9 protein-coding genes are annotated in these 13,500 nt (G+C 54.9%); 5 read left to right on the top strand and 4 right to left on the bottom strand.

Annotated features, from left to right (window positions below; translation table 11 throughout):
- The first annotated feature begins 56 nt into the window (after positions 1-56).
- Positions 57-1,304, top strand: coding sequence for a TCR/Tet family MFS transporter (locus IE092_RS08885; protein WP_189356745.1), 1,248 nt, complete (start codon positions 57-59; stop codon positions 1,302-1,304).
- A gap of 88 nt (positions 1,305-1,392) precedes the next feature.
- On the opposite strand, the gene IE092_RS08890 is transcribed toward IE092_RS08885, so the two are convergent.
- Positions 1,393-2,691 carry a dicarboxylate/amino acid:cation symporter gene (locus IE092_RS08890; RefSeq protein ID WP_189356747.1) on the bottom strand — a complete coding sequence of 433 codons (1,299 nt, stop codon included), beginning with the start codon at positions 2,689-2,691 and terminating at the stop codon, positions 1,393-1,395.
- 546 nt (positions 2,692-3,237) lie between these two features.
- On the opposite strand from IE092_RS08890, the gene IE092_RS08895 reads away from it, so the two are divergent.
- Positions 3,238-5,928: a TonB-dependent receptor plug domain-containing protein gene (locus IE092_RS08895; RefSeq protein ID WP_189356749.1), complete on the top strand. Its 2,691-nt coding sequence runs from the start codon at positions 3,238-3,240 to the stop codon at positions 5,926-5,928.
- Between the two features lie 299 nt (positions 5,929-6,227).
- Here IE092_RS08895 and IE092_RS08900 read toward each other — a convergent pair whose 3' ends face one another.
- Together IE092_RS08900 and IE092_RS08905 are read right to left on the bottom strand one after the other, a co-directional pair.
- Positions 6,228-6,866, bottom strand: coding sequence for a hypothetical protein (locus IE092_RS08900; RefSeq protein WP_189356750.1), 639 nt, complete (start codon positions 6,864-6,866; stop codon positions 6,228-6,230).
- A 355-nt stretch (positions 6,867-7,221) separates the two neighbouring features.
- Positions 7,222-8,670 carry an aminotransferase-like domain-containing protein gene (locus IE092_RS08905; protein WP_189356752.1) on the bottom strand — a complete coding sequence of 483 codons (1,449 nt, stop codon included), beginning with the start codon at positions 8,668-8,670 and terminating at the stop codon, positions 7,222-7,224.
- Positions 8,671-8,847: 177 nt separating this feature from the next.
- Here IE092_RS08905 and IE092_RS08910 point away from each other — a divergent pair, with 177 nt between their 5' ends.
- Positions 8,848-9,177 carry a hypothetical protein gene (locus IE092_RS08910; protein ID WP_189356754.1) on the top strand — a complete coding sequence of 110 codons (330 nt, stop codon included), beginning with the start codon at positions 8,848-8,850 and terminating at the stop codon, positions 9,175-9,177.
- On the opposite strand, the gene IE092_RS08915 is transcribed toward IE092_RS08910, so the two are convergent.
- Entirely contained in the window at positions 9,174-10,031 is an 858-nt protein-coding gene (locus tag IE092_RS08915; protein WP_189356756.1) for a hypothetical protein, read from the bottom strand. The two genes, IE092_RS08910 and IE092_RS08915, sit on opposite strands and share 4 nt — an antisense overlap.
- A gap of 362 nt (positions 10,032-10,393) precedes the next feature.
- On the opposite strand from IE092_RS08915, the gene IE092_RS08920 reads away from it, so the two are divergent.
- Both IE092_RS08920 and IE092_RS08925 read left to right on the top strand, forming a co-directional pair.
- Positions 10,394-12,094: a DUF1800 domain-containing protein gene (locus IE092_RS08920; RefSeq protein WP_229793106.1), complete on the top strand. Its 1,701-nt coding sequence runs from the start codon at positions 10,394-10,396 to the stop codon at positions 12,092-12,094.
- 23 nt (positions 12,095-12,117) lie between these two features.
- Positions 12,118-13,500, top strand: a complete 1,383-nt coding sequence (locus IE092_RS08925) for a DUF1501 domain-containing protein (protein ID WP_229793107.1) — start codon at positions 12,118-12,120, stop codon at positions 13,498-13,500.

The following is a 13,500-nucleotide window of genomic DNA, read 5'->3' on the forward strand; positions in this document are numbered from 1 at the left end:
TGCAGGCAAAGGCGTACTGGCGCATACTGTCAGTTTTTTGCTGACCCTGAAAACCTATGCAAGCCAATCAAGCAGCGACTGACGGGCAAAGCCCGCCGCCTTTACCAAGCTCCGTGCGCTTTGTTTTACTGACCGTGTTTCTGGATATTCTCGGCGTCGGGCTGATCATTCCGGTGCTGCCTTCGCTGGTCGGTGCTTTCGGGCTGAATGCTTCCGATCAGGCGCACTGGTATGGCTGGGTGATTGCGATTTACGGCGTGATGCAATTCTTCTTTGCGCCGCTGATCGGTGCTTTGAGTGACCGCTATGGCCGCCGCCCGGTATTGCTGACCTGTGTGGCCGGACTGGGGCTGAATTTTCTGGCGATGCCGTTTGCCCCCGGCGTGCTCTGGTTACTGGTGATACGCGCCGTCGGCGGTATCACGGCGGGTAATTTATCGGTGGCGAATGCGTATATCGCCGATGTGTCGCCACCGGCGCAGCGCAGTCAGGCACTTGGCAAAATTGGTGCGATGTTTGGTCTCGGCTTTATCTGCGGGCCGGTACTCGGCGGCTTGCTCGGTGAAGTGGATCTGCATTATCCGTTTTATCTGGCGGCGGCCGTATCGCTGGGGAATTTTATTTACGGCTGTATCTCGCTGCCGGAATCGCTGACGCCGGAACACCGCAAGCCACTGCGTCTGGCTGCGGCGAATCCGTTCACCGGCCTGACCGGTCTGGCACATTTGCGCGGTGTCGGGCAACTGGTGTGGGTGTATGCGCTGACCATGTTTGCGCAGTTTATTATTCAGACCAGCTGGGTGTTATCGACCACGCTGCGCTTTGGCTGGACGCCGTTGCAGAATGGTTTTTCACTGTTTCTGGTCGGCGTTTCCAGTGTTGTTATGCAAGGCTTACTGCTCGGCCCGTACATCAAACGGGTGGGGGATGCCGGTGCTGTCACCATCGGGCTGGCATCGTCTGCGCTGACCTTGCTGTGTTACGCGGTCGCACCGCAAGGCTGGATGATGTATGTGCTGATCATTTGTAATCTGCTGGCTTTCGGTACTGGCCCGGCGTTGCAGGCTTACTTTTCGCGCGCGGTGGATGCCCGTTCGCAAGGCGCGGCGATGGGTTCGCTGAGTTCGCTGGCCAGCCTGATGAGTGTGGCCGCTACGCTGACCGGCACGTCTTTGCTGGCGCAGGTCAGCCATTTTCCGGCAGGCAGTATCTGGCTGGGCGCACCGTTTTTTCTGGCATCTGCGATGCAGGTTGCCGCCTTACTGCTCGCACGTCATACCCTGCGCCGCCTGAATCCCGTCTGAATTTTGCCTGAGTCTGTCCGCGCTGCAGACGAAAAAAAACCTCACTGCCGCATTGCCGGGAGTGAGGTAACCAGGGGGAAACTGTTAATCAGCGACCGTCTGTGCCTTCGTTGTAGTCATCACTGTGGGCGACGCGGCCGTTGATCTCCCGGTCGAACACCGCGTGATCCACATCCTTGCCCCACTTACCAACCACAATCGTTGCCACGCCGTTACCGATCAGATTGGTCAGTGCGCGTGCTTCCGACATAAAGCGGTCAATACCCAGAATCAGCGCCAGACCGGCAACCGGTACACCTTTGACCGCGGATAAGGTGGCTGCCAGTACGATGAAGCCGCTACCGGTAATGCCTGCCGCACCTTTGGACGTCAGCAACAGCACCGCCAGCAAAGTCAGCTGCTGACTGATACTCATCGGTGTGTCGGTTGCCTGCGCAATAAACACCGCTGCCATGGTCAGATAAATCGAGGTGCCGTCGAGATTGAATGAGTAACCGGTAGGGATCACCAGACCAACCACAGATTTCTTCACGCCCAGACGTTCCAGTTTTGCCATGATGCCCGGCAGTGCGGATTCCGAAGACGAAGTACCAAGTACGATCAGCAATTCTTCTTTGATGTAGCGGATAAACTTGGTCACGCTGAAGCCGTGCAGGCGTGCAATCGTACCCAGCACCACGAAGATAAAGATCAGGCAGGTTGCGTAGAACGTACCCATCAGGAATGCCAGCGACGACAGGGACTTCACACCGTATTTACCGATGGTGAACGCCATTGCGCCGAATGCACCAATCGGCGCCACTTTCATGATGTAGCCAACCATGGTGAACAGCACGTGCGAGAATTTATCGATCATCAGGAAGACCGGATTATCGCGGCCACCTAAGCGGTGCAGTGCAAAACCGAATAACAGTGCGATCAGCAGCACTTGCAGAATTTCACCTTTGGCAAACGCATCGACGAACTGACTTGGAATCACGCCCAGCAGGAAATCGGTGGTGGTTTGCATTTTGCCCGGTGCGGCGTAGTTGTTAACTTCTTTGGTATCCAGCGTGGTCACGTCGATATGCATACCGGCGCCGGGCTGAATCACATTCACCATCACCAGACCAACGATCAGTGCCAGCGTACTCACGATTTCAAAATACAGCAGCGCCATCCCGCCGGTTTTACCGACCTTCTTCATATCTTCCATACCCGCGATACCGGTGACCACGGTACAGAAAATAATCGGGGCAATCATCATCTTAATCAGTTTGATGAAGCCATCGCCGAGCGGCTTCATCGCAGCGCCGGATTCCGGATAGTAGTGACCGAGGCCGACCCCGATGAGGATGGCGACAATCACCTGAAAATACAGGGATTTATAAATGGGCTGCGCTGACATAGGCGTCTCCGGTTGTTGGTTTTAGTCAGAATAGTAAAAAAGGGATTTATCCACAGGAGATTATTGAAAAATGTTTGCATCAGAACCATTGGTGTTTTCCACAGCTGTGGAAAACACGTAGGCAGGAAAGGAGGGAAAAAGCAGGAAAAAACTGAAAAGTTCCCGCGGGAGATGCGCCGATATGCGCACAGAAAGCCAGAAAAGCGCGAAATAGAATGTTGCGTTGAACAAAATTTACGCACTTATCGGTTTATCAGTGATTTGTTCGATTCAGGTTTGAATTTAAACGATATATCCTTGATCTGCTTTTATCCTCAGAAGTTTTTTGTATATCAGTTTCTTTTTAGAAATATTCATTCTGCATCGCATATAATCCATTTCCCCTGAAATTTAGTGATAAATCTGCATATCTGAGAACATCTTTTTTGTTCTTTCCGGTTTGCCGCTGAAGCAGGGGAAAACAGGCCGGCCGGCGGCACTGAGCGGGGCATCCGTACAACAGTGTTGTTCAGCAGGCCACACAGCAAACACTGAGGATAAGCAAGAATGAAAACAATTCAGGAGAAATCCTGCGCCCGTGCAGTCCGTATCGCTTGCGGTCTGCTGGCTGGCGCAACCCTGCTGACGGCGCATGCGCAGGAAGCAGAAAAAGCACAACGTGTTGTGATTACCGGTTCCAACATTTCCCGTATCGACGTGGAAGGCCCGACCCCGGTAGAAGTGATCAAACGTGATGCGATCGAAAAAACCGGTGCAGGCACCGTCGCTGAACTGCTCAGCAAAATCCCTTCGATGTCGATTGCACTGGACGGTACATCGACTTCCACTTTCGCCGGTGGTGCAGCCTCTGCGCAATTGCGCGGTCTGGATGCGAAATACGTGCTGGTTCTGCTGAATGGTCGCCGTCTGGCGAACTACGGCTTTGCTGATGGCGCAGAAAACACTTTCGTGGATCTGAACAGCCTGCCGCTGGCAGCGATTGAATCGGTAGAGATTCTGCGTGACGGCGCGTCCGCGATTTACGGTTCTGACGCTGTTGCCGGTGTGATCAACTTCAAAACCCGCAAAAACTATCAGGGCGCAGAAGTCAGCGCCAACGTCGGCCAGAATGAAAAAGGCGACGGCGGTTCTTACAACGTCAGCCTGACAGCCGGTTTCGGTGACATCGATAAAGATGGCCAGAACCTGTTGCTGACGATTGATGCATTCAAACGTACCCCGCTGTGGAGCAACAAACACGCTTACTACGCGAATCCGGATCACCGTCAGTACGGCGGTTCCGACGGTCGCAGCACCAGCCTGTATCTGGGCAGTGTGCGTGACTTCGACAATGGCGAACCGGGTTATGCCATTCCGGGTTGCCGTGGCACCGTGGGCACCAGCGCCGGTACCGGCGATCAGGTTTGCTTCACCAGCCCTGTGAACCAGATTTCTCCGCATATCGAACGTCTGGGCGTTTCCGCGATTTACACCAAACAATTAAGCAACGGTAACGAACTGTTTGCGGAAGCCGGTATCACCACCAGCAAAACCACCGTACAGCAAAGCTTCCCGCGCTTTAACAGCGGCTTCCTCGGCAACACCGCCGGTTCGACCAACCCTGGTCTGGCAGGTTTGCCGGGTCCTAGCGCAGACGGCAGTCTGGCAGGCTTCACCATGGGTGACCGTCTGCAGGTTTTCCGTGATATCTACGAAGCAGGCCGTTCTGAACAAGTGCTGGCCAGCGACACCGTACGCTTCGTCGGCGGCTGGCGCGGTACGATCGGTAAATGGGACAGTGAAGCAGCGATCAGCCTGAATCAGAACCATGTCACCGACACCACCAGCAAACAAGTACTGAAAGATGTGTCCAGTGCTTCCCTGCAGGCAGGCTTGCTCGGTCAGGCCGGTGGTTACGATCCGTTTGCATACTGGAATCCTGCCAGCGTTGTGAACCCGATGCTGACCACCACCGTGCGCAGCGCGACTTCGCGTCTGGGCATGCTGGAATGGAAAATGTCCAACCCTGAACTGTTTAACCTGGCTGGCGCACCGGTCGGTTTTGCATGGGGCGCACAATTCAGCCGCGAAACCATCAACGACGTACCTGATCCGGTAATGGCAGCAGGCAATATCGCCAACTACGGTGCGGTATCGTCCAAAGCCAGCCGCAGTGTGGTTTCTGCTTACGGTGAATTCAATATTCCTGTTGGCAAAACCATCGAAATGCAGGCTGCGCTGCGCGGTGACCACTACAACGATTTCGGTAACTCCGTGAATCCTAAGCTGGCGATTGCATGGCGTCCGACCAACACCATCATGCTGCGTGCTGCTGCAACAACCTCGTTCAAAGCACCAACGCTGCCGGAAATCAATTCCACCACCACCGCTTATGTGACAGTGGCTGACTGGGCACGCTGCGGTCCGCTCGGTTACGTTGGCCCTAACTGCTCTTACAGCCCGAAAGCTTACCTGAAAGGTAATCCGGATCTGAAAGCAGAAAAAGCGAACAACTTCTCTGCCGGTATCGTTCTGCAACCGGTCAAAGATTTGTCCGTGGCGCTGGACTGGTATGCGATTAATCAGCGTGACACCATTCAGGCACTGGATGCACAGTACCTGCTGGATAACGAAGACAAAATCGCCGGCTTCGCAGCCCTGATCGGCCGTGATCCGCGCAATGCAGCGCTGGAAGCGAAATACCCTGGCCTGAACAAAGGTCGTATCAACAACGTGACTCTGCCGTACATGAACGTTGGTAAGACACAGATTCAGGGTCTGGATCTGGATGCGAACTACACGCTGAAACTGGCGGAATTCGGTAAAGTGAAATTCCGTGAAACCCACAGCCACTTCCTGAGCTACAAGCAAAGCATCGCTCCGGGTCAGGAACCGACTTCCCGTCTGGACGGTGTGTATCATCCGAAGTGGAGCAACTCCTTCCGCGTTGCGTATGAATACAAACAATATGAAGGTGGCCTGACAGCACGTACTTACGCCAGCACCAAAAATATTGATGATCCTACGCACAGCCAGGACCCTGCTGTTACTAACAAACGCATTCCTTCTTACACCGTATGGGATATGAACTTCAGTACCCGTCTGCGTGCAGGCTGGAGTGTTAACGTCGGTGTTAACAACCTGTTCGACAAAGGTGTTGTGTACGCAAACGCAGCCAGCATCGATGCACCGGTACAATCGAAGAGCGATCTGGTTGGCCGTTACATCTACGCGAACATGCGTTATGCATTCAAATAATCCTGTCTGAAAAAAACGGGATGATTTGATGCGGTGACACACTGCGCAGCGCTGGCAACCAGCGTTTGCGCAGTCTCACCGGAAAATAAAAAGGGATGCTGTCACGGCATCCCTTTTTGTTTTTTCGCACGATTTTTCCGCAAATTTTGCCACGCATTGTGCAGAGATCCGCATCCGCTGTTTTCCGAGCCCCGGACTTTCTGCCGACGACAGGCGCATCGCTGTGCAGAACACCGCATTTGCGGCTAAAAACGGCTTTCAGAGGCTGATACGCAGCCTGCGGGTCATATCTTGCTCAGTCAGTGCAATTGCGGTGCTTTCACACCATGTGTCATGGAAAAATGCTGTAACTGATCAACGATGTGCGGGTTGGAGACCGGTACGCTGATCACGCTGTTCTGGGTATGTTTCAGCCAGAATTTCACATGGCCGTTTTCCTTTGGACTGAATACCAGATTGCGCAGCAGGCCGAATACAGTGGTGCCGGTGGCGAGGCCGATGGCGGCTTTTTTTGCCAGTGCGGCGGCATCGCCCTGCCCTTGTAAAACTTTGACCAGCTGACTGGCCGGATAGTGCATTTCCCAGTGCAGGATATCGTCCGGTGTGGCCGTGGTGCGGCGTTGGCCGTCGATCAGGTAAATGGTTTTCTGCGCGTAGTTCAGTGCAATCGCGCTGCCGTCGCAGACATCGACACAGGTTTCGTCGCTGACTTGTGAAAACTGGCTGATTTCCGTCAGCATTTGCCGGCGCTCCCGCTGGCGCGTGGTCAGGGCGCGATACACGAAATACACAAAGCCGAAGAAAAACGGGTAAGACAAAAAGTTCAGCACGGATTGCGGCAAAGGCAGCCAGTTCAGCAGCCAGTAGACGGCAATTGCGATCAGTATCACGCGTAACAGCGGACGTTTGGCCAGGGCATTTTGCAGAGTGGTGATCATGAGCAGCTCGCGGGGTCAGGTTGTCACTACAACCAGTCATGATAGAACGGAATGCCGATATGTCAGCGGAATATGATGTCGAAATTGTAATGAGACGTTACGGCTGATACAGAGCAGATGCACGCGGGCTGAATGCTGGTGTTCGGGTAGCTGAGGTGCAGGCCGCTGAGGGCCGCAGAAGGGCATTTTCCGGCTCAAATGCGGTGTTCTGCACAGCGATCCGGCGCTCGTCGGCAGAAAGTCCGGTCCTCAGAAATCATCAGATGACGATATTTGCACAGTGGATAATGTCGGCGTTGTCCACAGCGACGTTTCCGCCGCTGTGGTTCCGCTTTCATCGTTTATTCGCCGAGGCTCAGGCGGCGCGGCGTTTTTGCTGATTCGCGATGATGTGGCCCAGCGTGCGCATTGCATCGTCCAGTTTGTCGGAATACGGTGCGCCGCAATTGATGCGCAGGAAGTGATCGAAGCGGTTGGAGTTTGAATACAGCAGGCCGGGCGAGATCAGGATATCGCGCTCCAGTGCTGCATCAAACACGGCCTGCGATGAGCATTCCGGTGGCATTTCCACCCACAGCGATACGCCGCCGTCCGGCATGCTGAGGCGGGTCTCCGGCGGAAAATATGCAGCCACGGCTTCGGCCATTTTTTCGCGCTGCTGCTGCAAATGCTGACGCAGGCGGCGCATATGGCGCTCGTAATGGGTCGACTGTAAAAAGCTCGCCATCATGCGCTGCGATAACTCTTCGTTGTAACGGGTTTGCGCGTATTTGAACATGCTGACCCGCGCTTGCCAGCGCCCTGCCAGCATCCAGCCGATACGCAGACCGGGCGCGATGATTTTGTGCAGCGAGGCGCAGTAAATCACATTGCCGGTTTTATCCCAGTGCTTGATCGCGGTCGGAATTTTGTCGCCATTGGTCAGCGCGCTGTACGAATCATCTTCAATCAGCGGAATCTGATGCTGCTCGCACAGATGCAGTAAGCGTTGCTTATGGCTGTCCGGCATGATGCTGCCGAGCGGATTCTGCAAATGCGGCACCACCACTACCGCTTTGATATTCGGATAGGTTTGCATCGCCAGTTCCAGCGCTTCAATCGAAATGCCGGTATGCGGACTGGTCGGAATTTCCAGCGCCTTCAGCCCCAGACTTTCCAGCACTTGCAGCAAGCCGTAAAAGGTCGGCGATTCCACCGCGATCACATCGCCCGGATGCGCAACCGCGCGCAGCGCCAGATTCAGCGCTTCGATACAGCCATGCGTAATCACCACTTCACTGGCGGCGGTACTGATGCCGACATCCAGCGCACGTTTGGCCAGCGCCGCGCGTAATTCCGGATTGCCGCCCGGCGAAATTGCCTTGGTCAGCAGCGTAGGATGCTGGCGCAGCAGACTGGTGGCTAACTGACGCAATTGCTGATGCGGGTACAGTTCCGGCGCACCGGTCGCACGCGCCAGATTGACACTGACTTTGCGCTGCCCTTTGGCGATGATGGCCGAGACTTTTTCATGGATGCCGACATACTGGGCCGGATCAATCTGGCGCACCGTGGCCGGTTCCGCTGCCGGTGCCAGCACCGTTAAACGGCGCGGAGTGCGGATGAAATAGCCGGAACGCGGTCGCGCTTCCAGCCAGCCCTGGGCTTCCAGCCAGCGGCACAGTTGCAGGGCGGTCGACAGGCTGACTTCATGCTGCTGCATCAGTCTGCGTACCGATGGCATGCGCTCGCCGGGACGCAGGGTGCCGGACTGGATCGCACTCAGATAATGTTCCGCTAACTGGCGGTATAAAGGCGTGTTCATGCGTGTATCTTGCTCCTGCCGGGTCAGACTCACCAAGATACAGTTATCACAAAAAAAAGCAATAACAGATGCAAAATCCCGGATGTGCTGCGATACAGAGCCTGAAGCTCTGTGCCTGTTGTGGTGGCTTGGAGGCTTCTATCATGTGCTGCATACAGGCTCACCGGGAGAAACCACATGGAGCAATTGCAGCTGGGGCCACGCCAGTGCTGGTATGGCTATCTGGAAAAAGGCTGTCTGATCCGCGCAGGGCAGGGCGTTTGCCGTCTGCGCAATCTGAGTGCAGAAACCGACGGCATGGCGTATTTTGCCTGCATACGGCCGGATCAGCCGCATCTGGTATTCCGTTCCGGCTGGATGATGCTGGAGCCGGATGGTGAGCAGCGCTGCCAGCTGACGATGCGTTATCCGTGCGCTTTCTGGCTGCGCTGGTCACCGCTGGTCTGGCTCAGAGCCCGTTTGCAGCAATGCCGCCTGCGCTGGCGCTTAAAGCAGCAGCGGACTTAACCGAAGAATTCTTTGATCAGGAAGGCTTCCAGTTGTGCGCTGTCTTCCTTACGGGCCGACAGCGTGATGACTTTCCCCATGCGGCGCGATTCCCAGCGGAAGTCACCCTGATAGTGTTCACGGATCAGATCAATCATACGGCGTACCATCGCCAGTTCCACATTGCCGCCCAGACCGGCATCGACTTCAATCACTTGCTGAATCTTACGGTTGGAATTCGCTTTCCAGCCGTTAAATGCAAAGCGGCCGACGCGGGTGGATTTGTCCAGCACCTGAAACACGCCGCTGGTACCGTCATCACCGGCAGCCTGACGCATGCTGCGGCGGATATTTGCTTCCGCAATTTCCTGTGCTGACATCGGGCGCGAACCCTGGCTGGCAGCCTGATTTTCTTTGGCGGCGCTGTCTTCAGCGGCTTTCCGTTTTTCACGCGCCGCATTCAGCATTGCCAGCATATCGGTGGCCGGTGCCGGTTCTGCCGGCGGTGGCGGCGGTGCCTGCACGACGGAAGGCTGCTCAGTGACGGCAGGTACCGGTGATGGCTTGGTGACGGATGGTGTGCGCGGTGCCGGTTTCGGCGCTTTCGGACGCGGTGCGGCTTTCTGCTTTTCCGGCTGGCTGAGTTTCGCCATGGTTTGCTTGTCCAGCAGCAGGGTTACGGCGCGGGAACCGGCGTCGTCGCCTTTTTTCTTCATCTGTTCCAGATGCTGATTCAGTAAAAAGTACAGCAGGACCGCATGCATCAGCACGACCAGCAGAATGCCGCTCAGGTTCGCCGGGCGAAAACGGATATGCAGATGAACTTCACCCGGAAGTGCTACTTCCTGTTCGTTTTTTTCAATACTGAACTTCATGTACGGGTTTCAAAAAGACGCATCAGATTACGCAAAGCCACAGGCCGGTGCAAAGACGATAAGGATACTGCATCCGCTGCCTGCCTCTGTAACAAAGCGTGGATTCCGCATAAAAAAAAGTGCAGGGCAGCAAGTTGCCGCTTTAGTATCTTCTTACGCTACTTTTTGTCACTGCCGGGTTTGAAATGTGTAACAAATGTTTACCAGTGTAATATGATAAGTCATTGTTTTTAAACGATAAAGAGAAATTTTACAGGATATTCAGAGACAGCTTTCCGGCTTCTGCTACAGAGCCGTCATAGGAATAGCAGGGTATTTCCTCTATGCTCTGTTCTCATCCGGTATGCATATTTATTGAGGCAATGATGGAAACAGAAGCAGAGCGCCCGCAGGCGCAGGATCAACAGGCCGCTTCCGTCCGCGGCGCGCTGGCGGTTGCTGCAGCGACCGCCGCACTGGCGGCATGCGGTGGCGGCGGTGGTGGTGCGGGTGACAGCACCAGTGGCAGCGGTGGTGGTGTTACGCCGCCCAAAGCCCCTTCCGAAAACGAAGCAGCACGCTTTCTGAGTCAGGCAGCTGTCGGGATTACCCGCGCCCAGATTGCCCGTGTACAGGCCATCGGTTACTCAGCATGGATTGATGAGCAAATGACGATGGCTGGCTCCGGTACGCGCTGGGACTGGCTGAAGGCGAAAGGCTATGACGCCGCTGCAAATATCTTTACGCAGAATGGCTTTGACAGCGTGGTCTGGAGCAAACTGATCAGTTCGCAGGATACGCTGCGTCAGCGCGTAACCCAGGCTTTGTCTGAAATTATTGTGGTCGGTATTGATGGTCTGGTCGGCGCCGGCTGGCAACCATTTTCCGCCGCCGCTTTTCTGGATTTACTGGAAACCAATTGCTTCGGTAATTTCCGCACGCTGCTGGAAGGCGTTTCCACCAGTGCCGCGATGGGGCAGTACCTGACTTTCCGTGGCAATGTGAAGTTCAATGCCAAAACCGGTGCACTGCCGGACGAAAACTATGCACGCGAAATCATGCAATTGTTTTCGATCGGTCTGATCCAGCTGAATCTCGATGGCACGCCGAAACTGCAAAACGGCGTGCAGCAGGAAACTTATACCAATGATGATATCGGTGGACTGGCCCGTATCTTCACCGGCTGGGATTTTGATCTGAGCACCAGCGACACCACCACACCGGAATTTTTGCGCCGTCCGATGACGCAGGTGGCCGCGCGCCATGAAACCGGCGCATCGACTTTCCTCGGCAGTACCGTGCCTGCCGGTGCGGATGGTGTCGCGCATCTGAAAGCAGCACTGGATATTATTTTTGCGCATCCGAATGTTGCGCCGTTTATTTCACGCCAGTTGATTCAGCGTCTGGTCACCAGTAATCCGAGTCCTGCGTATGTACAGCGTGTGGCGACGGTATTTAATGCAGATAGTAAAGGTGTCAAAGGTAATCTTGCGGCGGTGGTGAAAGCGATTCTGCTGGATGATGAAGCGCGTAATATGGCCAATGTCGTCAATCCGCAGTTTGGTAAGCTGCGTGAACCGATTTTCCGTTTCCTCGCCTGGGCGCGGGCATTTAACGTTCAGTCTCCCAGCGGTTTATGGAATGTGGGGAATACCAGCAATCCAGCCAATAGCCTGGGGCAAAGTCCGTCGCGCTCCGGTTCGGTATTTAATTTCTTCCGTCCCGGTTATGTACCTCCGAACAGTGCAATTGCCGGCGCGTCTCTGGTTGCACCGGAATTTCAGATCGTGAATGAATCGACGGTAGTGGCATACGTGAATTTTATGCAGCGTATCGTTACCGGGGGCAATACCGATCTGGTACCTGATTACAGCAGCCTGATTCCTATGGCAACCACCAGCAAAACTCTGCTGAATGAACTGAATATTCTGCTGGCAGCCGGCCAGCTCAGCGATGTCACGATCAATACAATTACCGCGGCAATCGACAGCATGCCTTCGGATACCGATGCCCGCAAATTAAGCCGGATTTATGCAGCACTGTTACTGGTGCTGGCATCGCCGGAATTTATCGTCAGTAAATAAGGAATAAGATGATGGATAAGACGATGAATGTATCCCGTCGCGCATTTTTGCAAAAGGCCGCCAGCCTGTCTGTGGCCGGTGTTGCGACACCGTGGGCAGTTAATCTGGCTGCGTTGTCAGAAGCTTCTGCTGCGACGGCCACCGACTACAAAGCCATCGTATGTGTATTTTTATATGGTGGAAATGATTATGCCAATACCCTGGTGCCTTACGATACCAGCGGTTACAACGCTTACGCTGCACTGCGCCCGTCACTGGCATTTACCCGTGATGCACTGACGCCAACTGCGCTGAAGGTTGCCACCGATCCGCGCGACAGTGCCGGTTTTCCGCACCAGTATGCGCTGGCACCGAATCTGGCGCCGCTGCTGCCATTGTTTGATGCCGGTAAGCTGGCACCGGTGCTGAATGTCGGCACCCTGATTCAGCCGACCACCAAGGCGCAGTATCAGGCGAAGTCCGTCAAGCTGCCGCCGAAACTGTTTTCACACAATGATCAGCAATCGGTCTGGCAATCTTCCGCGCCGGAAGGTGCGCGCTCCGGCTGGGGCGGCCGCATGGGAGATTTGTTCCAGTCAGGGAATGGTAACGCTACATTCACTTGCGTGAATGTGACTGGTAATGCAGTGTTTTTGTCCGGTGCAACGTCAGTGCAGTATCAGGTGACTACATCCGGCTCGATTCCGTTTTCCGGTTTGCAATCGAATTTATTCGGATCATCCGCCTGCTCCGCGGCTTTGCGCACACTGATTACGCAAAACCGTAGTCATTTGATGGAAGCAGAATACACCCGTGTGACCCAGCGTGCGATTGATGCGAATGTGACGCTGAGTGCTGCGCTGGCCAGTGCACCGGCTTTCCAGACCGTGTATCCGACCAAGAACAGCCTCGGTGACCAGCTAAAAATGGTTGCAAAAATGATTGCAACGGCGGACACGCTGAAGGTCAAACGACAAGTGTACTTCGTGGGTATCGGCGGCTTTGATACGCATGACGGACTGGTCAGCAACCATCCGGTGCTGATGAAAACCGTGGCGGATGCAATGGCTGCGTTCTACAACACGACAGTCGAACTGGGTGTGGCGAATCAGGTCACGACATTCACAGCTTCCGATTTCGGACGTACCCTGAGCGGCAATAACGACGGCTCTGATCACGGCTGGGGCAGTATGCATTTTGTGATGGGCGGTGCGGTGAATGGTCAGCGTTTCTACGGTACGCCGCCAGTCGTCGCAGCGAATGGCCCTGATGATGTCGGGCAGGGGCGTTTGCTGCCGACCACGTCGGTAGACCAGTATGCAGCAACGCTGGGTAAATGGCTGGGTGTATCGGATTCCGATTTGCTGATGCTGTTGCCGAATCTGGTGAATTACAACGCCAGTGTGCGTACGCTGGGTTTTGTCTGA

This window comes from Cognatundibacterium squillarum (assembly GCF_014652435.1).
Lineage (GTDB): Bacteria > Pseudomonadota > Gammaproteobacteria > Burkholderiales > Burkholderiaceae_D > Undibacterium > Undibacterium squillarum.